This window comes from Rhodobacter sp. NTK016B, assembly GCF_017303295.1.
GTDB lineage: Bacteria > Pseudomonadota > Alphaproteobacteria > Rhodobacterales > Rhodobacteraceae > Pararhodobacter.
The window spans coordinates 54852-77552 of the sequence record NZ_JAFKOK010000013.1; the positions used below are offsets into that span (position 1 = coordinate 54852).

The following is a 22701-nucleotide window of genomic DNA, read 5'->3' on the forward strand; positions in this document are numbered from 1 at the left end:
ATGCGCCTGATCCTGACCCCGCACGCGCCGCGCACCGAAGGCGCGCAGCGCTTCCTCAAGACCGGCCCGAAGCGGCTGTTCATCGATGGCGAATGGCTGGACACCGCCGAGACGTTCCCCAGCCATGACCCCGCCACCGGCGCGGAACTGGCACAAATCGCGCGCGCCACGCAGGCCGACGCAGACGAGGCCGTCGCCGCAGCGCAGGCGGCGCTGACCCGGCCCGACTGGGCGGGGATGCTGCCCGCCGCGCGCGGGGCTTTGTTGTGGAAGGTCGCCGATCTGATCGAGGCCCATGCCGACGAACTGGCCGAGCTGGAAAGCCTCGATCAAGGCAAGACCTTCGCCACCGCGCGCTTCGGCGAGATGAACGGCGCAATCGCGCAGTTCCGCTATTACGCCGGGTTCGCCACCAAGCTGCACGGTCAGACGATCGCGCCGTCGATCGGATACGCGCCGCCCGGCAAGCAGGTCATGGCCTATACGCGTCGTGAACCCATTGGCGTGGTGGCGGCGATCACGCCGTGGAACTCGCCCCTGTTGATGGCAGCGATGAAACTGGCGCCGGCGCTTTGCGCGGGCTGTACCATCGTGCTGAAACCGGCCGAAGAAACCTCGCTCACCGCGATCCGGCTGGTCGAGCTGATGGCCGAAGCCGGGCTGCCCGCGGGCGTGGTCAACCTGCTGACCGGCTACGGGCACGAGGTCGGCGCGGCGCTGAGCGCGCATCCGGGCGTGGCGAAAGTGGCCTTCACCGGCTCGACCGAGGTCGGGCGCCTTTTGCTGGACGCCGCGCGCGGAAACCTGAAGAAGCTGACGCTGGAGTTGGGCGGGAAATCCCCCGCGCTGGTGCTGGATGATGCCGATCTGTCGCTGGCCGTGCCGGGCGTCGCGCGCGGGATCTTCGCCAATTCCGGTCAGGTCTGCGTCGCGGGCAGCCGGGTTTATGCCCAGCGAAAGATCCATGACCAGCTGGCCGAGGGGCTGGCGAAACAGGCCGAGGGGATGCGTCTGGGGCATGGGCTGGACCCCGAAAGCGAACTGGGGCCCCTGGTACACGAAGCGCATGCCCAGCGCGTCGCGGGCTTCGTCGCGCAAGCGCGCAAGGCAGGAGCCGAAGTGCTGGCGGGCGGCATGACCAACGGCGCCTTTCATGCCCCGACGGTGATCGCGGGCGCGGCGCAGGACAGCCCGCTTCTGCGCGACGAGATCTTCGGCCCGGTGGTGTCGATCACCCCCTTCGACGAGATCGACGAGGCGATTCAGATGGCCAACGACACCGATTTCGGACTGGCCGCGAGCGTCTGGACCGAAGGCCTGAGCGCCGCGCACCGGGTATCGGCGGCAATCCGCGCAGGCACGGTTTGGGTCAATTGTCACAGCTTTTTCTCGCCCGAATTGCCCAAGGGCGGGCTCAAGGAAAGCGGCTGGGGCGTCGAGAACGGAGCGCAGGGGCTTGAGAATTACCTCGAGACCAAGACAGTGTGCATGGTGATTTGAGGGGCGTCCGCGCGGTTCGCTGTGGGGCGCCCCAACGCTAACCGGGTTGGAGACCGACATGACGCCATCGTTCTGGGATGCGGAGACGCGCTTCTGGCTGGACGGGACGACAAGCTATGTGACCACCATGGCCAATGATGCGGTGATGGTGTTCCCCGCCCCGACCGGCATTCTGACGGGCGAGGCGATCCTTGAAAGCCTGAAGGAAGCGCCCCGCTGGGACGATGTCGCTTTCGATGAACGCAAGGAGACCCGCGTGGGCGACACGATGGTGCTGGCCTACCGCGCGACCGGCCATCGCGGCAAGGACCGCCCTTATGTCGCGATGTGCTCGTCGACCTATGCGCGGCAGGCCGGGTCGTGGAAGCTGGTGGCCCACCAGCAATGCCCGCAAAGCTGAGCACGGCAGGCGGCGGCGCCTTGCGCACCGGACCTGTAACCACGGCGCGCGGCCCTGCGGCGCGCCGTTTTGCAGGGCCTCTGCGTCCCCGTCCGATTGCGCCGCGTGTCGAAGCGCGTTAGACCCCGAGTCGTTATCTGACCGAAACACTCAGCAATACAGAGCCAGGCGAAAGGTCGGTCCTCGCAAGTACGGACTTCCTGATGAAACCTTCGCTCTCGTTGTTGGCTCTGGCTATCGCGCCGCTCTTCCCCGCATCGCAGGCCCTCGCGCAAGAGGTCACGGTCGCGACATTTGCCGGACCGGCTCAGGCCCCGGCGCAGCCCGACCGCGTGGTCGCGCTCGACCTTGCAGCCATCGACTCGCTGGCGGCCTTGGGCGTGGCTCTGGATGGCGTGCCGGCGATCCGAGCGCCCGCGTATCTGGCACCTGCCCTTGATGGCGTGCCGACCATGGGCACCCTGTTCGAGCCCGATTTCGAAAGCCTCGCGGTGATGGAGCCCGACCTGATCATCGCCGGCGGACGCTCGCAGCCGCAGGTCGCCGCGCTGAACCGGATCGCGCCGACGCTCGACATGACGATCGGCGGCGATGTCGTGGGGCAAAGCCGCGAACGACTGCGCGCTTATGGCCAGATCTTCGGGCTGCAGGACCGGGCCGAGACGCTGATCGCGCAGTCCGACGCCCAATTGGCCGAGGCGCGCGCGTCGATCGAGGGCCGTGGCGCTGCACTGATCGTGCTGACCAATGGCGGCACCGTGTCGGCCTATGGCGGCGACAGCCGGTTCGGCTGGCTGCACAGCGCGCTGGGTCTTCCCGAAGCCGCGCCCGGTATCACCGCCGAAAACCATGGCGAATCCGTCTCGTTCGAGTTCATCGCCGAGACCGATCCCGACTGGCTTCTCGTCATCGACCGCGCCGCCGCGATCGGGCAAGAGGGCGAAGCGGCCTCGGTCACGCTGGACAATCCGCTGGTGCAGGGCACCAGGGCGGGGCTGAGCGGGCAGATCATCTATCTCGACAGCGCGGCGCTTTATCTGGCGGGCGGCGGCGTTCAGGCGACGGCGCGGGTGGTCGGCCAGATCGCAGAGGCTTTCACCGCAGCGGGACGCTGACCCTATGCGCCGCCTGTTGCCTGCGCTGATCGCGCTCGCCCTTCTGACCGGGCTCAGTCTGCTGGTCGGAGCCACCAATCTTTTCGACAGCCCGCTCGACCGCTCGATGGTGCTGGCCGTCAGCCGCCTGCCCCGCACCATGGCCGCCATCCTTGCGGGCGCCGGGCTGGCGCTGGCGGGCGTGGTGATCCAGCAGACGATGCGCAACCGGCTGGTCGAGCCGGGCCTGACCGGCACGCCGGAAGCGGCGATGATCGGGCTTCTGGGCGTGACGCTGCTCGCGCCGGGGGCCGCGCTGCTGACGAAGATGTCGGTGGCCGCCTTGTCTGCGCTTCTGGGCACGGCGGGGTTCTTCGCGCTCAGCACGCGCGTGCCCCGCCGCGACCCGATGCTTCTGCCGCTGGTGGGGCTGATCTATGGCGGCATCCTTGGCGCGGCGGCGCTGTTCATCGCGTGGTCGACCGATCTCGTGCAATTCGTGGGGATCTGGCAGACCGGCGATTTCTCGGGCGTGCTGCGGGGCCGGTACGAGCTGTTATGGCTGATCGCCGCGCTCGCGGGCCTGCTCTGGCTGTTCACCGACCGCCTGACCATCCTCGGGCTGGGCGAGGATCGCGCGCGGGCGCTGGGGCTGAACGTTCGCCAGACGGTGCTGGCCGGGCTGACCATCGTCGCCATCGCCGTCGCGGTCGTGGTGGTTACCGTGGGCGCGATGCCCTTCGTAGGGCTTGTCGTGCCCAATATCGTCTCGCGGCTCTGGGGGGACAATCTGCGCGACAATCTGGGGCTCGTGGCGGTGATGGGGGGCGGTTTCGTTCTGGCCTCGGACGTGATCGGGCGGCTGGTGCGCTGGCCCTACGAGATCCCCGCCGCCACCATCTTCGCCATCGGCGGCGCGGCGATCTTTTTGTGGCTTCTCAATCACCCCAAGGCGCACGCGCATGGCTGAGCGGCGGCTGATCTGGCTGGCGGGCGGGCTGGCACTGGCCATCGCGCTGTTCCTGCTTTGGAACCTGCGCGCGCCCATGGGGTTCATCCTGTCGCTCAGGGCCGAGAAGCTGGCCGCGCTGGTGCTGGTCGGGGCGGCGACCGGGGTCGCCACGGTGATCTTCCAGACCATCGCCGCCAACCGGCTGCTCACCCCCGGCATCGTCGGGTTCGACGCGCTCTTCGTGTTCCTGCAGACGGCGCTGCTCGTGGCGCTCGGCAGCGCGGGCTTCGCCGCCCTGCCCACCTTGCCGACATTCGTGCTTGAGACCCTGTGCCTGATCGGGGCTGCGATGGCCTTGTTCGGGCTGCTCTTGCGCAAGGGGGCCGAGGATATCATCCGCATGATCCTGACCGGCGTGATCCTGGGCGTGTTGCTGCGCGGGCTTGCGAGCTTCGCGCAGCGGCTGCTGGACCCGTCGGAATTCGCGGTCCTGCAACAGGCCAGCATCGCCAGTTTCAACGCGGTTCCGCGCGACCAGCTTGCAATAGCCGCGCTGACACTGAGTGCAGCCCTTGGGGTCGCGTGGCGGCTCGCGCCCGGCTTTGACGTCGCGCAGCTGGGGCGGATCAAGGCGCGCTCGCTGGGGCTCGACCATGACCGGCTGGTGCTGGGCGGGCTGGCGCTGGTGGCGGCGCTGGTCGCGGTGTCGACCGCGCTGGTCGGGCCGGTCACCTTTCTTGGCCTGCTGGCCGCCAGCCTTGCGCGCGCAGCCCTGCCCGACAGCCGCCACGCCCTGCTGATCCCCGCCGCCGCGCTGATCGGCGCGACGATCCTTGTTGTCGGGCAAACATTGTTCGAACGCGTGCTCGGCCTGCAATCGGCGCTGGGGATGGTGGTCGAGTTTCTGGGCGGGCTGTTGTTCCTCGTCCTTGTCCTGAGAAAGCCGGTGCCATGATCGATATCGACCACCTGACCCTTGAGCGCGATGGCCGTGTTATCCTCGACGATATCTCTCTGCGCCTTCCGCGCGGTGGCATCACCGCGATCATCGGTCCCAACGGCGCAGGCAAATCCACGCTGTTGCATTGCCTTGCCGGATTGCTGGCGCCCCGGTCCGGTCGGGTTCGCGTGCTGGGCCGTGACATTCATCACATCCCCGCGCGCGAGCGGGCGCGGCTTCTGGCCCTGCTCACGCAAAGCCCCGGCACGGTTCCCCGGCTCAGCGTGCGCGATCTGGTGGCTTTCGGGCGCTGGCCGCATCACCGGGGCCGCCCCGGCCCGACGGACCATGCGCTGGTCGCGCAGGCGCTTGAGCGCTTTGCGCTCACGCCCCTGGCCGCGCGCGATGTCGAAACGCTGTCGGGCGGCCAGAAACAGCGGGCCTTCGTCGCCATGGCCTATGCGCAATCGACACCGTGGATGCTGCTGGACGAGCCCCTGTCGGCGCTCGACCCGAAATATATCCGCGATATCATGGACCGCTTGCGCGACCTCGCCCCGCCCCGGCACGGATTGACCGAAGCCCCCGCCGCGAGCCGAAGCGTGCTTTTGGTACTGCACGACCTGCAGATCGCGTGGCGCTATGCCGACTGGTTCGTGTGCCTGAAGGACGGCAAGCTGCTGGCTCATGGCCCGCGCGACACGACCGTGACCGCCGATTTGCTGTCGGCCCTCTACGACACCCCGCTGCGGCTTGAGCGTGTCAGCGACAGCTCGGTCATTTTGCCCGCCTGACACGGCTTGTGCCGGCTCTTGCGCCGCGCCATGCTGTGCGGATGACAGATGCCGACGCCCTGATCGCCGCCCTTGAGCTGCAGCCCCATCCCGAAGGCGGCCATTACCGCGAGACATGGCGCGCCGAGGCACCGGAGGGTGAGCGCCCGGCGGGAACGATGATCCTGTTCCTGCTCAAGGCGGGTGAGGTCTCGCACTGGCACCGGGTCGATTCGACCGAAACATGGCTCTATCACGCAGGCGCGCCGCTGATCCTGTCGACCAGCCCGGACATGACCGGCCCCGCGACCGACCGGCGGCTGGGGGCGGATGTTCTGGGCGGTCAGGCGCCGCAACTGATCGTACCCGCCGATCACTGGCAGGCCGCGCGCAGCGAGGGCGCGTTCACGCTGGTTTCCTGCGCCGTCAGCCCGGGTTTCGACTTTGCCGGTTTCACCCTCGCCCCGCCCGGTTTCGACATCCCGCGCGGTCGCTGAAGCGCTGAAACAAGCGACCGTCGCGCGGCCCGGAAGGCGGGCGCGATTTTTCCCGTCCAACCCTCTTGCACCCGCTCGCGGCATTCGCTACATCGCCCCCACGTTGACCATCCAAGCGCGGAGAGGTGCCGGAGCGGTCGAACGGGGCGGTCTCGAAAACCGTTGTGGGTGAGAGCCCACCCAGGGTTCGAATCCCTGTCTCTCCGCCACTTGCCTCCGCGAAAGCGTTCTCCCGATCCTGCTGAGGCCAGATTTTCTCTTTATATTCACGGGTCATGCGGGGGGGCTGTTCACCGGCCCATGTGCCAGAAGGGCCGGAAGCAGTCTCTCAGGGCCGTTATTCTCCAGCCCTCATGACTGCGCCGATTTAGTGAATAGCTTGTAAGTGAATGATTTATTGTTTTTATTTCGAAGGTCGAAAATTGACTTCGACGCTAGTCTCCTTCGGTCATTTGGAACTGGGATCGAAATTTCAATCAGCTTGAAGCACATCATCCTGTACTTTCGTCAGCGATGACATCTGCATTCCCAATTTGGATTTCGGCAGCACTGCTGCGGCGCCAAGCGGCCAAGAGATTGACTGCCAATGCAGTCTCCTCCTGTCTCCTGAGCACGCACTCCCAGACTGTTGCAACACGCCAGCCAACATCAAGCAGCTGATCGTGCACCGACCTGTCCCGCGCAACGTTCGCGTCGAACTTCGAGTGCCAGAATTCTGGACGTGTCGATGGAGTGGTTGCGCTACGGCGCCATCGCTTTAGCAGGCGCTAAGCTGCTGATGTTCCGTCATTTGTCACGTCCTGCGCATCGCGTCTCGAGCGATGGTTTCCGCAGGATCTGTCGGCAACCTGAGGGATGCCTGAAAACCGGAAGACGACCCAGGACGCGGCGACTTCAGAATGAGTTGGCTTCCGATCCGATCCGCGATGGCAACGACGATGGCAAGGCCCAGTCCGCTGCCATCGGTGCTTGGGTTTGCCCGCTCGAAACGGACCGTCAGGCGGCTGAGGGTGTCGCGCGGCAGGACGGGACCGTCGTTCGACACGATCAATTGCGCATCACCCGTCAGGGTGACATCGACTGGCGCAGTCTCCGCCCCATGACGAAGCGCATTCTCCACGAGGTTTCGGCAGAGGATGCCGAAGGCGTCAGGGTCGATATCCGACATGACGGCGGTGTCCGCTAGGGTCAGCGCGATGCGGCCCGGCGCGCTTGCGCGCGCCAAGTCGTCCACCACAACACGCGCAACGGCTCTCAGGTCCGCGCTTCGGTCCATTCGCAGGCGCCCGCCTTCCGCCCGTGCAAGCTGCATCAGGCGTTCGGAAAGCCGCGTCAGGCGCTTCAGCGTCGCCTCGATTTCTGCAGCCCGCGCGTCAGTGGCCGGGTCACTCGTCTCCGACCGAAGCCTCTGCGCCTGAGCGATGGCCCCTGCCAACGGGGTTCGCAATTCGTGCGCTGCATTGGCGGCAAAGCTGCGCTCCGCCTCGAACGCTTCGCGCAACCTGGCCAAAAGGCTGTTCAGGGTAGCGGCCAGCGGGCCGATCTCTGTCGGCAGATCGTCGGCAGCAACCTCCGACAGGTCGCGGGCGCCGCGCGCCTCGAGCTGCGCGCGGAACCGGCGCAAGGGGTCAAGGCTGAAGCGAACGGCCATGACGATCGCCGCCAGCGCGAGGGGCAGCACGATCAGAAGCGGCAGGCCGAGGCCCATCTGGATTTCCCGCGCGACGGACATGCGATGCGCCAGCGGTTCGGCCACCGTGATGCGGATCGTCCCCTGGAGCGCCGCGTCGCTGTAGAGCCGGTGAGTTGCGGTCTGGCGGAACCCCGGCGCATCGTAGGGCGGGAACACTGCGGGGTCTGCCGCATGGGACTGCAGCAGGATCAGACCCTCGGCGTCCCGCACGAGATAGGTGAACAACTCGTCGTGCTCGCGAATGGGCGCGAGCCGTTGGGTCACCCCTTGGTCCTCGCGACCGACGATGTCGGTCACCGCCAGCGGCAGGATGCGTTCCGCAGTCTCGCGCAGGGCGCTGTCGAAGACCTCGTCCATCTCGCCCCGCACGATCACGGCCGTGACTGTAGCGGCCAGCAGCCACAGGATCGTCAGCACGAGGCCCAGCGACAGGCCGAGCCGCGCCTGGAGGCTCGCGGGCCAATTCATGCTTTACCCAGTCTGTAGCCCATTCCGCGCTCGGTCTCGATGACGGCGCTCCCCAGCTTCTTGCGCAGACGGCTGACATGAACCTCTATGGTGTTGCTCTCCACCTCCACGTCGAAGGCATAGAGCTTATCCTCCAACTGCGCCTTCGACAGAAGCTGCCCCGGGCGGGACAGAAACGCCTCGAAGAGCGCCCATTCCCGCGCCGTCAGCTGGACGGACCTACCGTCGCGATAGATGCTGTGCGCGGCCAGGTCGATCTGAAGCGACCCGTGCGTGATGATCGGGTTCGGGTTGCCGCTATAGCGCCGGGCGACCGAGCCAATTCGCGCTGACAGTTCGGCGAGATCAAAGGGTTTCACGAGATAATCGTCGGCCCCCGCGTTCAGCCCCTCGATCCGGTCTGACACCTGGTCCAGCGCCGTCAGGATGATGACTGGCGTCGCTTCGCCCCGTGCGCGCAAGCCCTTGAGGAAACCGATGCCACGGCCGTCGGGCAACATGAGATCGAGCAGGATCAGATCATAGGACGTGGCGTGCACGGCGTCGCCGGCAACGTCAAGCCGCGTGACCCAGTCCACCGACTGGCCATCCGCGGCTATCTGGTCTCGCACCGCGGCGCCCAGCACAGTATCGTCCTCGATCAGCAGGATGCGCATGATGGTTCCCGTCCTTTCCCGATGACCCTCCATGATCCGTCTGGCTGACACGAAGCTGAAGCGTGTGGGCCAAGCCCCTTCAGGCTGCCGTCAGCTTCGCCGCGCATGAAGTGCATCAAGATGGCCGCAGCGAGGAGTGTGCCCCATGAAGAAGACATTGACAATTCTTGGCTTTCTCGCGGTCTTTCCGGCTGGTGTCGCCTTGGCGGACGACGATTGCTTCGTGCCGATGGCCGATTGGCAGCCGCGCGACGCCGTCGCCCGGCTGGCGGAAGAGAACGGCTGGGCGGTGCGCCGCATCAAGATCGACGACGGTTGCTATGAAATCGACGGCCGCGACGCGGAGGGGCGTCGGATCGAGGTGACGTTCCATCCCGCCACGCTGGAAGTGATCGAGTTCGAGTATGAGGACGAGGACGTCGACGATCGCCCCCGCCGCGACCGCGACGGAGGCGACGATAACTGACGCGACCACTCAGGACACTGCGAAGATGAACACCACGAGGTCGGGCAAGGTCCGGGTCTGGGACCCTCTCGTCCGGGTGTTCCACTGGGGTCTGGTGGCCGCATTCGCGACGGCGTGGCTGACCGCGGACGAGCTGCAGCCCGTGCACGAGATCGCGGGCTACACCGTCGCCGGCCTCGTGGCGTTCAGGCTGATCTGGGGCCTCGTCGGGAGCCGCTATGCGCGCTTCGCCCAATTCCTGAAAGGCCCGCGCGAGACGCTCGCCTATCTCGGAGACATGGCTCGCGGCAAGGAGCGGCGATACCTGGGTCACAACCCGGCCGGCGCCGCAATGATGGTGGCGCTACTCGTGACCCTGTCGGGTACCGCATTCACCGGTTGGCTCATGGGGGAACCGGCCCGAGTGGCGATGCTGCCAGACCTGCCGCAGATAGTGGCGCCCGCCTGGGCAGACGACGATGGTGGTGAGTACGGCGAGCGCGGCGAAGAGGCGGCTGAAGAGCTGCACGAGGTCCTTGCCAATCTCATGCTGCTGCTGGCCGCGCTTCATGTCGGAGGCGTGGTGATAACGTCTTTCCGGCATCGCGAGAACCTCGCGCGCGCCATGGTCACAGGCGACAAGCGCGCACCACGACCCGGCGACATCAGCTGACCAACCGACAACCCAGTGCCGACCGTCCCTTCGGCGCGAGCTCGCCCCGCCCTCACCGGCGGGGCTCTTGTCTGTCCAGCGACGCTTTTCTTCCTGACGGCAAGCTGAAGCAGGAACCGCCAGCGCGTCAGGAAGCCCTCAGGTCGGCACTCCAGATTGTCCTCAGCAGACAAAAGGAGACCCTGCCATGAAAAAGACCTTGGTACTTCTCGTCGGCTCCACAGTGCTGACCGCCGCCATCGGCGTGCCAGCCTGGAGCGCGATGTACGCCCCCGCGGACGGAAGCATTCGGCCGTTCCCTGCGCTGTTAGAAGAGGGTGAGCAGACAATGCCGCTCGTTCTCGCCAGTGACGACGATGACGAAGACCGCCGCCTGCGGGACGGCTCCCGGCGCGGCCACGACGATGATGATGATGACGGTGACGACGATTGCCGAGGTAGCGCCAGCGATCCCGCGCCCGCTGGAACGGTTGCACCCCCGCAGAACGGTCTCTTCGGAAACGGCGCCCCACCGCGGGTCCAGGTGAACTGAGCCACTCCGCCACAACTCTCCGAACAAGGACCGATCCGATGAAACTGAAAACTCTTCTTGCAACGCTCGCGCTCACCACTGCGCTGACGCTTCCCGGCCTCGCCATGGCAAGGCCGGTGACGCTGACCACGACCCTCAACACCTACGGCGGCGACGGCGCCTATCTTGCGTTGTACGTTACCGACGCCTCGGGCGCCTACATGGGCAGCCTGTGGATGGCCGGCGACAAGTCCCGATACTACGAGCATCTGAGCGACTGGTACCGCGCCACCGGCGGCGACACTGCCCAGGTCAACGGCATCACAGGCGCCAGCGTCGGCGCGGGTCGCACGCTCGAAATCACGCTCGATCTGGCCGACTCGCTGTTCGATGCGGGCTACACGCTCCACATCGACGCGGCGGTCGAGGACATGCGCGATAGCCCGAACGAGGTGGCCGTCCCGCTGACGACCGCTGGCGCCGGCACTCCGGTGACCGGCCGGCGCTACATCGCCAGCTTCGCCTACGACATGTGAGGCGTGATGGCCATGATCCGTGCACTCCATCGCTGGCCGGGTCTTCTGGCTCTGGCTCTTGTCACCGTCCTATCCCTGAGCGGCGCGGCGCTGTCGGTCTTCCCTGCGGCCGAGCGCATTGCCGCGCCGCAGGCCGAGGCAGGCATGACGGTGGCCACCCTCGCGGATCGCATTCAGGGCGCCTATCCGGGCGTCGAGCAGATCCGCCGCGCACCCTCGGGCCGGATCACAGCCTACTGGTTCGATCAGGGCACGCCCGGCGCCGCTGTGATCGACCCCGCCACCGGTCAGGGTGCGGCCTCGGCTGACCCCAACCAGACGCAACGCTGGCTTACCAATCTGCATCGCTCGCTGTTTCTCGGCGATGGCGGGCGCATCGCTACTGCCGTGGGTGCCGCCGCGATGTTGGTCCTCGCGCTTTCGGGCACCATGCTCGTTGCGCGGCGCGCGGGCGGCTGGCGTCACTGGTTCGCGCGGCTGCGCGGCCCCCTCGCTGGCCGACTGCATGTCGAGATCGCGCGCATCGCGGTGGTCGGCCTCGTCCTGTCGTCGACCACCGCCCTGTGGATGACGGCATCCACCTTCGATCTGCTTCCCGGTGGCGGCGTGCCAGCCATGCCGGTTGGGGTGAGCGGCGAGACCGGGTTCGCACCTGGTCAGATGCTCCTTCTGGCAGAGACGCCCGTCGCCCAACTGCGGGAACTGACCTTTCCCTATCCCGGGGATGCAACGGACGTCTTCGCGCTGAAGACGGACAAGGGAACCGGGTATCTCGATCAGGGCACCGGTGCGCTGCTCGCCTGGACCGACCTTAGCGTCTGGGAACGCGTATCAGAGACCATTTACATGCTGCACACCGGACAGGGAGCGGCGACGCTTGGCCTCGTTCTGGGGCTGATGGCGCTCGGCGTCCCGGCCATGGGCGTGACTGGCGTTGTCGTCTGGCTTGCGGGACGCAGGGGGCGGCCGCGTATCCGGGGCAATCAGTCCGCGGGACGTGCCGAGACGATCCTGCTCGTCGGGAGCGAGGGCGGCAGCACCTGGGGCTTTGCCGCCACCCTTCACGCCGCACTGACACAAGCCGGGCAGAGCGTGCACACAGCACCGATGTCGGCCTTCGCGCCAGAACGCTATGCTGCGGCCAACCGGATCATCGTGCTGGCCGCGACCTATGGTGACGGCGATGCACCGGCCTCGGCCAAGGGCTTTCTCGACCGGCTGGCAGCGGCCGACCGCGCACCCGACGCGCCCCTGGCCGTTCTCGGCTTCGGCGACCGCAGCTTTCCGGCCTACTGCGCCTTCGCCAAGGCTGTTGCGGCAGCTGCCGAGGCGAAGCGCTGGCCGCAGCTCATGGCCATCGACACCATCGACCGTCAGTCGCCGCAGGACTTCGCCCGCTGGGGCGGCGCCCTCGGAGACGCTATGGGCGTCGATCTCGAGCTGTCCCACCAGCCCGTTCGCCCAGTGACCGAGACGTTGACCCTCGTCTCGCGGCGGGACTACGGCGCAGAGGTGCAGGCCCCAACCGCGATCCTTCGCTTCGCCCTGCCGCGTGTCAGCCTGTGGCAGCGATTCGTCCGGGCCGGCTTCGCCCGGTTCGACGCGGGCGATCTGATCGGCATCCTGCCCGAGGGGAGCCCCGTACCGCGTTTTTACTCGCTCGCCTCTGCGCGCCGCGACGGCTTCATCGAGATTGTAGTCAAGAAGCATCCCAGAGGCCTCGCCTCTGGCCAGTTGATCGCCCTCGAACCCGGCGACACAGTTATCGCCTTCCTCCGCCGCAATCCCGGCTTCCGCCCGGGGCGGGGTCGCGCCCCCCTGATCCTGATCGGCGCAGGTACCGGCATCGGACCTCTGGCGGGCTTTGTGCGCGGCAATGCGCGGCAGCGGCCCGTCCACCTGTTCTTCGGCATGCGTCATCCGGACAGCGACTTCTTCTACGGCGAGGAGTTGCGCGCCTGGCAGAAAGAGGGCCGTCTGACCCGTCTGGTCACGGCTGTCTCGCGCGGGACAAGACCCCACTACGTTCAGGACGCGCTTCGCGGGGACGCGGCGCAGGTCGCTCAGCTCGTCCGCGACGGGGCCCGTGTGATGGTCTGCGGTGGACGCGATATGGCGGCGGGCGTGGCGGATGCGCTGGCAGAGATCCTTGCACCAACCGGGCTCACCCCGGCGGTTCTGAAGACGGAGGGGCGGTATGTCGAAGATGTCTACTGAAAGTGTACGCTTTGCCCTGAACGGTCCGACGATGGGCACGCGCTGGTCGGCGCTCTTCTTCGCGCCGGATGGCTTCGATCCGGCGCCGGTCCAAGCGGCGCTGCAGGCGGCCACGGCCGAGGTCGACGCGCAGATGTCCACATGGAACGCAAGCAGCGATCTTATGCGGTTGAACGCAGCGCCTGTTGGCGCTCGGGTCATGGTACCGGATCGGCTGAGCGAGGTTCTCCGTCTTGGTCTGGAGATCGGTCTTGCCTCGGGCGGGGCCTTCGACATCGGCATGGGCGACGCGGTGACGGCCTGGGGGTTCGGTCCCGAGGCAGCGGCGCCCGAGCGCATCCGCAGCGCCATGACGGCCAGACGTGTGCCCACCCATCAAGCGCTCGAGATCGACAGGACGTCAGGTCTCGTCCGCAAGACCTCGCCGCTGGCGCTGGACCTCAACGGCATCGCCAAGGGGTATGGCGTCGACCGGCTGGCCGAGACGCTGACGGTGCACGGGATCGGTGACGCGCTTGTCGGCATCGACGGGGAGATGCGTGCGCTCGGGCTCCGGCCTGACGGGGAAGCATGGACCATCGCTGTGGAAGCGCCTGACCCCGCCCGCCGCGCGCCCCATACCATCCTTGCGTTGCAGGACGCTGCCGTGGCGACCTCGGGGGACTACCGGCACTGGGTCGAGGTGCAGGGCCGCCGCCTGTCGCACACCATGGACCCCGCGCGCGGTGCGCCCCTGATCGCGTCGCCCGCCTCGGTGACGGTCGTCGCCCGGACCTGCGCCGAGGCGGATGCGTGGGCGACGGCGCTGATGGTAAAAGGAAGCTTGGAGGGCGCTATGTTGGCGCGTAGTTGTAACCTGAACGCTCTCTTTATTGATCGGGAGGGCGATCATCTTCGCGAAACGAGAGTGGGACGGCTATTCGAAACCCGTCCGGATCCCGAGCGGGTGAACTGACGCCGGGACATGCACCAGATGACACCCTTGTTTCATGATCGCCTGAACGTCGCCCTACTTGGCCTGGCGTTGCTTGGTCTGGTGTCTGGCCTTGCATTCTGGCTGTTGGGGCAGCTGGATTATGCCGCGATCGCGTGGACGGCCGGTGTCGTCCCGGTCCTTTTGGCGCTCGGCGTCGAGATCATTCGAAGTCTTGGACAAGGCGAGGTCGGGCTGGATATCGTGGCGGCGCTGTCGATGTCCGCAGCACTGCTGTTCGGGGAAACCCTGGCGGCGGCAGTCGTGGCGCTGATGTATTCGGGCGGCACCTTCCTCGAGACTTTCGCTCAAGGTCGTGCCCGGCGAGAGATGAGCGATCTTCTGTCCCGCGTGCCCCGCAGTGCGACGCGGCATCGCAATGGCGCTCTGGATGAAGTCCCGCTCGACGACATTGCGCCGGGCGATCTGCTGCTGATCCGGCAGGGCGACGTGGCCCCCGTGGACGGTCGAGAGCGCCGGCGCGATGCTCGACCAGTCCGCGCTGACCGGCGAGTCGATGCCTGCCCGGCTGACACGGGGGCAGGACGTGATGAGCGGATCGACCAACGCGGGCGAGGCCTTTGATCTGCGGGTCACACGGCGCGCGGCGGACAGCACCTATGCCGGGATCGTCCGGCTGGTCGAGGCGGCGCAGAAGTCCAAAGCGCCAATGGCGCGGCTGGCCGATCGCTACTCTTTGCTGTTCCTCGCTGTCACGGTTGCATTGGCAACCGCGGCCTGGTGGTTCACGGGCGATCCGATCCGGGCGGTTGTGGTGTTGGTGGTGGCGACGCCGTGCCCGCTGATCCTTTCCGTTCCGGTGGCGTTGGTCGCCGGTCTGTCGCGCGCAGCGCGTTTCGGGGTGCTGATCAAGGGCGCGAAACCGCTCGAGGCGCTGGCCCGGATTACGACGCTGATCCTCGACAAGACCGGCACGCTGACCGACGGACGCCCGCAGATCGTGTCGATCGACAGGCATGGCGATTTGTCCGAGGACGCCATTCTGTACTTCGCCGCAGCGCTCGATCAGGCATCGAAACACCCGATCGCACAAGCCATCGTCGGGGCGGCCCAGGCGCGCGGGATCGCCTTGCCGATCCCCGCGAGCGTGGTCGAGACGCCCGGCGAAGGCGTTGCCGGGACAATCGACGGACGCATGGTTGTGGTCGGCGGCGCGGCTTTCGTCGCCGCACAGCTTGGCGTCGCCGACCCGGAAAGCACGGTGGTCGAGGCGGGATCGGTGGTGGTTTCGCTCGGCGTTGACGGAAAACTCGCCGGCCACATCGTGATGGCTGACGTATTGCGCGCTGGCACGGCTGAACTGCTCTCTGGGCTTCGACATCTGGGCGTCGGTCGCATCCTGCTGGCGACAGGTGATCGCCGCGCCGTCGCCGAGGCCGTGACGGCGGGCCTTGGCCTCGATGCCGTACGCGCCGATCTGACCCCGGATCAGAAGGTCCTGCTGGTCCTGACCGAGCGGAAGAACGGCCCGGTCATGATGGTGGGCGACGGTGTCAACGACGCGCCCGCGCTGGCTGCCGCCGACATCGGTGTCGCGATGGGCGCGCGTGGGACGGTGGCTTCGGCCGAAGCGGCCGATGTCGTGCTGCTGGTCGATCACCTTGATCGCCTTCTGCCGGGGATCGAGATCGCGCAACGATCCCGCCGCATCGCCCTCGAAAGCGTCGCGGCAGGGATTGGTCTCTCGGTCGGGGGCATGGTCGCTGCGGCCTTCGGCTACCTGTCCCCGGTGCAGGGAGCGCTCCTGCAGGAGTTGATCGACGTGGCGGTCATCCTTAACGCATTGCGGGCTCTCAGGATCGTGCCGGGTCACGCAGGTCAGATAGAGGGCAGCCTTGGCGATACAGCGGCTCATCGTCCGCCTAAGCCGACATTCAACGCAACATAGCCCGGAAGACCCTTTTGAGATGAACAGACTTTCCCATTCCGAAATTCACATGATCCATCGCATCGGCTGGCTGCGTGCCGCTGTTCTGGGCGCGAACGATGGTCTCGTCTCCACCGCAAGCTTGGTCGTCGGGGTCGCTGCGGCAGGTTCCGGGCGTCCCGAGATCCTGATCGCGGGTCTTGCCGGGCTCGTCGCCGGGGCGATGTCGATGGCGGCGGGCGAATACGTCTCCGTCAGTTCACAGACCGATGCAGAGCAGGCCGACATCGCGCGCGAAACCCGCGAACTGAGGGAAACACCCGAGGCCGAGCTCGACGAGCTCACACGCATCTACGTTGCGCGCGGGCTTGACGATGGCCTCGCGCGCCAGGTCGCGATCCAGCTGTCCGACAAAGACGCACTTGGCGCCCATTCGCGTGACGAGCTTGGTATCTCTGAGACCGTGACCGCGCATCCGATCCAGGCGGCTCTGGTGTCAGCGGCGACCTTTGCTGTCGGCGCCGTCATACCGCTCATCATTGCTGTGCTGGTTCCTGCGACCAAGATCACTCTCGTCGTCGCGGTCACCACTTTGGTCGCGCTTTCAGTGCTGGGCGGACTCGGAGCATCGGTCGGTGGTGCGGGCATCGTCAAGGGAGCCGTTCGCGTCACGTTCTGGGGCGCACTTGCCATGGCCGCGACCGCTGGCGTCGGCATGCTCTTTGGTGTGACGGTCGGCTAAGCGAGGTCGCGCGGAGTCAGCGGTGCCGTTGCTCGCCTGTATAAAAAAAATTAATAGCTTAAGGCGGATAAGGTTGGATATCAGACCCATCCCCTCCGCCACCCTTCCTTTTTTCCATTTTGTGATCGGTCCTTTACCGGGCCGCGCATTTCGCTCTGGGTCGCGACAACCCAAGGCGCCTCGGATATGACCCCTTGTAGACGTGCTGATTTTCTGCGCGTATCTTAGTGGTGTTCTCTCGTAAGAGTAGAGGCCATCATTGGCCTTGCGCGCTAAGGTTAAGCCGCTGCGCAGTTTTCCGCACAATTGTGAAGAGTCTTGAGCGAAGCACGGAATTGCATGAAACTATACATTATCGCCCCGCTTCCCGATTTCGGCCACAAGGCCGGCGCGTCCTCGCGGTTGCTCAATATCGACGAGGCCTACGCGCTGAATGCTTCGGCCGGGATCACCACGGTTGCGGCGCTGCTGGATGACGACTTAGAAATCCGCCTGTGCGACGAGATGATCGAACCCGTCGATTTCGACGACCCGTCCGACATCGTGGCGATCAGCATAAACGTGGCTCAGGCCGCGCGCGGGATCAGCATCGCCCGGCGCTTTCGGGAGATGGGGCGGACGGTCATCGTCGGCGGCCCGCATGTTTCCCTGTCGCCCGAAACCTTCACCGACGAGGCGGATTGCCTTGTGATCGGCGAATTCGAGACCGTCGCGGAGCAATTCTGCGCGGATCTGAAGGCGGGCGCGCTGAAACCACGCTATCGGTGCGGTCAGGCGGATATGGCGATGACGCCGATGCCGCGCTGGGATCTCTATCCCAACGACCGGGCGCTGACCGGCGTCATCCAGACCAGCCGGGGCTGCCCCTTCGAATGCAATTTCTGCGATGTGATCCAGTATCTGGGCCGTATCCAGCGCCACAAGCCCGTTGAACGGGTTTTGGCCGAAGCGCAGTTTCTCTATGATCTGGGTTATCGTTCGGTCAATCTGTCGGATGACAATTTCACCGTCAATCGCCGCAAATCGCGCGCCATGCTGGAAGCTCTGGCCGCCTGGAACGGGCGCGAGGGACGCGCGCCGGTCGAATTCGCCACGCAATGCTCGATCGACCTCGCACGTGACGCGGACCTGATCGAACTATGCCGTCAGGCGGGGCTGCGCGAGGTCTTCATCGGCATCGAGACCAGCAACGAAGAGGCGCTGAAGGAAGCCCAGAAGCGCCAGAACCTGCGTCAGAATCTGGTCGAGACGATCAGCCGGGTCGTCTCGGGCGGACTGGTGGTGTCGGGGGGCATGATGGTCGGGTTCGACAGCGACGATCTGAGCTGTTTCGAGCGCCAGTTCGAATTCGGCATGTCCCTGCCGATCGTCAATATGCGACCCAGCGTGCTGGTCGCGCCGGTCGCAACCCCGCTGTACACCCGGATGCAGGCCGAAGGGCGGCTTGTCGTCGATCCGGAGACCATCTTCCCGGGCAGCGGTATCTCGACGAATTTCATTCCCGCCCAGATGACACGCGAGGAGCTGACCGAAGGGGCGCTGTGGCTGACCGAGGCGCTTTACGCGCCCGACAACGCCATCGTCCGTTTCGAGCATATGGCCCGTCTTCTGGCGCCGGCGCCCGCCCATCTGACGCGCGAATCCGAGACGCTGACACCCAGCAAGGGCGCCTCGGGCGTGTTGAAGCTGATCCGCAAAAGCGCGCGCAACCCCGGCGCACGGCGGGTGATCGACGCCGTCAACGACCTCGCCCATCAGCGTCCGGAAATCGCCCGCGACCTGTCCACGGCGCTCGTCAACTATCTCAACACCTACAGCGGGCATTCTGGCTTTGCGGATCCCGGCGTGACCAGCGCCCTGCCCCAGCACTACGCGGCAACCGCCTGAATTGCAGAGCAAGCTTGTAATCGGCACGGAAGCCCAGAGAGTCGAAGACCATGAATGATGCAACGCTGCATCCCGATCTGATCGCCGCTATTGCCGACCGACGGGCGGAGCCGATGTTGACGATCCTCGGCAAGCGTGGACAGTATACCAGCCTGACGGGAGAAGAGCTTCTTGCGCGCACGCAGGCGATGCAAGCGGTTTGGGATCGCTGTCTGGGCCCCGGACCGCAGGTCTTGCTGACCGCGCTTCCGGCGGGCGAGGATTTTCTGATCGCGCTGGTGACGGCCTTGCTGGGCGGGGGCACCATGGTGCCCGTGGCCCCGCCTCGCGTCGGCGACACGCCCGGGCGGCTGGCGCGCATGGCCCGCACCTGCGACGCCAGTGCCGTATTGTGTACGACTCGCAACCGCGACGCTGTGGTGCAGCAGCTTATCGATGACGCGGGGGGGCTGCCCTGCCCGGTTCTGGCGCTCGACGCGCCCGAACCCGATGCCACCGCGCTGGCCCGCGCGCCGCGCCCGGTCAGCAGCCACCCCATCATCCAGCACACATCGGGCTCGACCCGGTTTCCCAAGGCGGTGCCTGTGACCGCCGATCAGATCCGCGCCAATTGCGCGATGATCCAGTCGCTCTGGGGGATGAACCGCGACACCGTCATGGTCAATTGGCTCCCGCATTATCACGACATGGGGCTGATGGGCTGCATCCTGTACCCGCTTCTGTCGCATGCGCATTCGGTGCAGATGAGCCCGTTCGACATGATCCGCCGTCCGTTGTCTTGGCTTGAGGCCGTGTCGCAATGGCGCGGCACGATTAGCGGCGGCCCGACATTTGCCTTCCTTGAATGCCTCAACCGGATCGATGCCGAAGCCGCGCAAGGGCTGGACCTGAGCTCGTGGCAGCGCGCCTTTTGCGGGGCCGAGCCGATCCCGGCGGGCCTTTTGCAGCGGTTCAGCGACCGCTTCGCACCGCAGGGTCTGGCGCCCGAGGCGGTGTTCGGCTGCTACGGCATGGCGGAATGCACGCTCTTTGCCGCGGGCGAAGCGCAAGCGGCAGGCAACGCCGCCCCGGCGCCCACAGACGCACTGGTCGAAGGCTGCCTGTTGAGCGACACGACCCGCGCGGGCCTGCGCATCGCCGATCCCGCAGGCGGCTGGCCGCGCCCCGAAGGCTTCACGGGCGAGATCTGGCTGACGGGGCCGTCGGTCATCCACGCCTATCTGGGCGAGGACGACCCCGAGGCCTTCGCCACCGATCCAGAGGGCCGGCACTGGCTGCGGACCGGGGATCTGGGCCATATCGCAGAGGGGCGGCTGTTCATCACCGGGCGCCTCAAGGACATCGTCATCGTCAATGGCCGCAACATCGCTGCGGCCGAGATCGAATGGATCGCCGCGCAAGAGCATGACGACCTGAACCCACTGGCCGCCGCCGCTTTTGCCGATACGCAGACGGCGGGCGGCAAGGCGCATCTGTGTATCGAGATCCGCGCAGGCGCCCCCGCCCCCGCCGATCCCGAGGCACTGGCCAAGCGCATCCGCGCCTCGGTCATCGGTCGCTGTGGGGCCGAACTGGGCGAGATCCGCATCCTGCCGCGCGGCACGCTGCCGCGCACCACCAGCGGCAAGATCCGCCGCCGTCAGGTTGCGCAGGAATTCCTGTCCCCGGCGCACCCCGCAACCTTGGAAATGGTGAAATGAGCCATCACGTCTGGTCCGATCGCACAGCGTTCATTCGTGAACCGCAAGCGGCGGCCGAGGTGCTGCGCGTTCTGGATATTCCGCGCCTCGACACCTATCACAACGCCGTGGCGCAGGCCACGGGCGTCGATCTGAGCGCTCTTCAGCGCCTGACGCGCAACACGCTGATGGAAATGCCGCCCGAGGATCATCTGAAAGTCCGCCGCGTGATCGCGCCGTTCTTCAGCCGGGCGGGAATGGCGGGCTGGCGTGATCTGGTCCGCCACGCCTCCGAAGAGGTGGCGGAAAGCCTCGAGGCCATCGACGAGCCGGACCTCGTGCGCGACTATTGCGTCCCGCTTTTCCTGCGCACGATCCCCGAGATCATCGGCCTCGACCTGCCGCAAGAGACCGCGTATTTCGACGCCGTCGTGACCGCACAGCGACTGACCGAGCCATATCTTTCCGTCTCGGCGCTGAAATCGCTCAACGCGGCTGTCGCGCTTCTGGCCGATTGCTTCACCCAGCCGCGCGACGACGATCCCGAGGGGCGCCCGAAAACCCTGCGCGCCTACCTGCATGAGCGGCAGGCCGATCTGCCCGACAGGCTTGACCCCGATTTCTTCGTGCTGGGGATGCTGGTGGGCTCGAATACCATCACGCAATCGCTGGCCTTTGCCTGTCACGGCCTGCTGAGCGGCCCGCCCGAAGACTGGGCCGCCGCCGCCATTCCCGGCTCGGCGCAGATCGCGCCACAGCGGTTGCTCGGGCTCTACCAATCGACGCGCACGCTGGTGCGCGTCGCCCCCTCGCCCGTCGAGGCGGGGGGATGCCCCTATTCTGCGGGCGAGACGGCGGTGGTGGATATCGTTGACGCGAATACCTGCCTGCGCGCGCAGACCGGCAATCCGACGGCGCATATGAGCTTCGGCAGCGGCGCGCATAAATGTCCCGGCGCGTTTCTGAGCGAGACCATCCTCGACATCGCGATCCCGGTCCTTGCCCGCCGCTATCCCGACATGATCCTCGAGCCCGAACGCTGCCGCTTCGTCCAGACGCCGATGATGCAGGCGCCCATCGCAATGCCCTGCACGCTGCGGCAGGACTCGCGCCGCAAATCAGCGCGGCTTTGCGACATCCGCGACCTGCCTTCGGCCGGGCAGGTCCTGCGCGACGACGCGACCTTCGCCCCGCCGCCCATGGAAAGCCACCTCAGGGTTCTGGCGCAAGAAAGCGGACAGGATTTCGACACCGCCGTGCTGGTCGCGCGCAACGCCATGTTCTTTATGGAAGGGCCGCGCCACACGGCCCTGCGCGCGGCGTTGGCGCGGGATTTCGACGCGGCAATGCTGGCGGAATGGGCACCCCGGATCGACACCGCGATTGACCAAGCGCTCGACGGTCTTGTGCAGGCCAAGAAGCCCGACCTTGTCGCCGGGTTCTCCGAGCCGCTGCGCCTGAACGGCGTGGCGCCGGTTCTGGGCGTTCACAGCCCCGACCGCGCGCGTTTCGACGCGGTGGCGCCGGGCCTGCAGGAAGTGCTGGAGCCCTGGCTGTCGATGCGCCACCTGACGCGGGTGCAGGCCTGTTTCGCCGAAGCGCTGAGCCTGATGCAGGACCCCGCACCGAATGAAACGCCGCGCTCGTTGCTGGCCGCGCTTCTGGCCAATCCGCCCGAAGACTTCAGCCCGGACGACCTGCGCGCCGTGGTGCTGGTGCTCTATGGCGCCAGCTTCAACCTGTCGCATACGCTGGCCAATATCGTCCTGTGGATCCTCTCGCGCCCGGCTGAAGAGCGCCAGAATGCCCGCGACCCGGCATGGATTGACGACAATCTCGAAGCGCTGATCGCCCGTTATAGCGGCCCGAAATACATCTACCGTCAAGCGCGCGCGGATCGGCGCGTCGGCGATCTGCACCTGCGCATGGGCGATACCGCGCGGCTGGCGGTGCATGCGCTCAACCGGGGCTGTCCGGCAGGCGCCGGGCATCTGTCCTTCGGCAAAGGGCTGCATCGCTGCGTCGGTGCCCGCCTGTCGCGCGAAATCATTCGCAAGGCCATTCCCGCCCTGTTCACCCGGTTCCCCGGACTGGCACCGCTTGCACAGGCGCACCGTTATCACGCCATGTCGCAAACCGTGGCGCTAAGCACGCTCCCCTGTGCATTAACCTCCTGA

General features: G+C 66.5%; 19 protein-coding genes, 1 tRNA gene and 1 pseudogene. 19 read left to right on the forward strand and 2 right to left on the reverse strand.

The genetic code is table 11. The features are described from left to right. From JI664_RS17050 to JI664_RS17085, 8 genes are all read left to right on the forward strand, one after another. Complete coding sequence (locus JI664_RS17050) at nucleotides 1-1500, forward strand: aldehyde dehydrogenase family protein (RefSeq protein WP_207014976.1); 1500 nt, start codon at nucleotides 1-3, stop codon at nucleotides 1498-1500. 58 nt (nucleotides 1501-1558) lie between these two features. Continuing rightward, the gene (locus tag JI664_RS17055) at nucleotides 1559-1900 is read left to right on the forward strand and encodes a DUF4440 domain-containing protein (protein ID WP_207014977.1); all 342 of its coding nucleotides are present in this window, start codon (nucleotides 1559-1561) and stop codon (nucleotides 1898-1900) included. Between the two features lie 203 nt (nucleotides 1901-2103). Further along, entirely contained in the window at nucleotides 2104-3015 is a 912-nt protein-coding gene (locus JI664_RS17060; RefSeq protein WP_207014978.1) for a siderophore ABC transporter substrate-binding protein, read from the forward strand. Nucleotides 3016-3019: 4 nt separating this feature from the next. Continuing rightward, nucleotides 3020-3964: an iron chelate uptake ABC transporter family permease subunit gene (locus tag JI664_RS17065; protein ID WP_207014979.1), complete on the forward strand. Its 945-nt coding sequence runs from the start codon at nucleotides 3020-3022 to the stop codon at nucleotides 3962-3964. Further along, complete coding sequence (locus tag JI664_RS17070; RefSeq protein WP_207014980.1) at nucleotides 3957-4901, forward strand: iron chelate uptake ABC transporter family permease subunit; 945 nt, start codon at nucleotides 3957-3959, stop codon at nucleotides 4899-4901. Before JI664_RS17065 ends, JI664_RS17070 begins: the two co-directional genes overlap by 8 nt. Beyond that, a complete protein-coding gene (locus tag JI664_RS17075) occupies nucleotides 4898-5680 on the forward strand; it encodes an ABC transporter ATP-binding protein (protein ID WP_207014981.1) in 783 nt (260 codons plus the stop codon). The genes JI664_RS17070 and JI664_RS17075 overlap by 4 nt, the downstream gene beginning before the upstream one ends. Before the next feature lie 41 nt (nucleotides 5681-5721). After that, nucleotides 5722-6156, forward strand: a complete 435-nt coding sequence (locus JI664_RS17080; RefSeq protein WP_207014982.1) for a cupin domain-containing protein — start codon at nucleotides 5722-5724, stop codon at nucleotides 6154-6156. Nucleotides 6157-6275: 119 nt separating this feature from the next. Next, nucleotides 6276-6365 (forward strand) — tRNA-Ser (locus tag JI664_RS17085). Between the two features lie 584 nt (nucleotides 6366-6949). Here JI664_RS17085 and JI664_RS17090 read toward each other — a convergent pair. Together JI664_RS17090 and JI664_RS17095 are read right to left on the reverse strand one after the other, a co-directional pair. Further along, on the reverse strand, nucleotides 6950-8317 hold the full coding sequence (locus JI664_RS17090; RefSeq protein WP_207014983.1) for an ATP-binding protein: 1368 nt from the start codon (nucleotides 8315-8317) through the stop codon (nucleotides 6950-6952). Next, complete coding sequence (locus JI664_RS17095; RefSeq protein WP_207014984.1) at nucleotides 8314-8973, reverse strand: response regulator transcription factor; 660 nt, start codon at nucleotides 8971-8973, stop codon at nucleotides 8314-8316. Before JI664_RS17095 ends, JI664_RS17090 begins: the two co-directional genes overlap by 4 nt. Nucleotides 8974-9118: 145 nt before the next feature. Between JI664_RS17095 and JI664_RS17100 the strand changes: the two genes are divergently transcribed. The 11 genes and pseudogenes from JI664_RS17100 to JI664_RS17150 all read left to right on the forward strand — a co-directional run bounded on the left by JI664_RS17100 (nucleotide 9119) and on the right by JI664_RS17150 (nucleotide 22701). Continuing rightward, a complete protein-coding gene (locus tag JI664_RS17100) occupies nucleotides 9119-9439 on the forward strand; it encodes a PepSY domain-containing protein (RefSeq protein WP_207014985.1) in 321 nt (106 codons plus the stop codon). 25 nt (nucleotides 9440-9464) lie between these two features. Beyond that, entirely contained in the window at nucleotides 9465-10091 is a 627-nt protein-coding gene (locus tag JI664_RS17105) for a cytochrome b/b6 domain-containing protein (RefSeq protein ID WP_207014986.1), read from the forward strand. A 187-nt stretch (nucleotides 10092-10278) separates the two neighbouring features. After that, nucleotides 10279-10623 (forward strand): hypothetical protein, encoded by a 345-nt coding sequence (locus JI664_RS17110; RefSeq protein WP_207014987.1) that lies wholly within the window; start codon nucleotides 10279-10281, stop codon nucleotides 10621-10623. A gap of 44 nt (nucleotides 10624-10667) precedes the next feature. Then, entirely contained in the window at nucleotides 10668-11138 is a 471-nt protein-coding gene (locus JI664_RS17115; RefSeq protein ID WP_207015074.1) for a DUF2271 domain-containing protein, read from the forward strand. Nucleotides 11139-11150: 12 nt separating this feature from the next. Next, nucleotides 11151-13355: a PepSY domain-containing protein gene (locus JI664_RS17120; RefSeq protein WP_207014988.1), complete on the forward strand. Its 2205-nt coding sequence runs from the start codon at nucleotides 11151-11153 to the stop codon at nucleotides 13353-13355. Beyond that, nucleotides 13336-14310, forward strand: coding sequence for an FAD:protein FMN transferase (locus tag JI664_RS17125; protein ID WP_207014989.1), 975 nt, complete (start codon nucleotides 13336-13338; stop codon nucleotides 14308-14310). Before JI664_RS17120 ends, JI664_RS17125 begins: the two co-directional genes overlap by 20 nt. An 18-nt stretch (nucleotides 14311-14328) precedes the next feature. Continuing rightward, nucleotides 14329-16237: pseudogene (locus tag JI664_RS17130) on the forward strand (heavy metal translocating P-type ATPase). Nucleotides 16238-16256: 19 nt separating this feature from the next. After that, the gene (locus tag JI664_RS17135) at nucleotides 16257-16958 is read left to right on the forward strand and encodes a VIT1/CCC1 transporter family protein (protein WP_207014990.1); all 702 of its coding nucleotides are present in this window, start codon (nucleotides 16257-16259) and stop codon (nucleotides 16956-16958) included. A gap of 339 nt (nucleotides 16959-17297) precedes the next feature. Further along, nucleotides 17298-18845 (forward strand): radical SAM protein, encoded by a 1548-nt coding sequence (locus tag JI664_RS17140; protein WP_207014991.1) that lies wholly within the window; start codon nucleotides 17298-17300, stop codon nucleotides 18843-18845. Nucleotides 18846-18895: 50 nt separating this feature from the next. Next, entirely contained in the window at nucleotides 18896-20545 is a 1650-nt protein-coding gene (locus tag JI664_RS17145) for an AMP-binding protein (protein ID WP_207014992.1), read from the forward strand. Then, nucleotides 20542-22701 (forward strand): cytochrome P450, encoded by a 2160-nt coding sequence (locus JI664_RS17150; RefSeq protein ID WP_207014993.1) that lies wholly within the window; start codon nucleotides 20542-20544, stop codon nucleotides 22699-22701. Before JI664_RS17145 ends, JI664_RS17150 begins: the two co-directional genes overlap by 4 nt.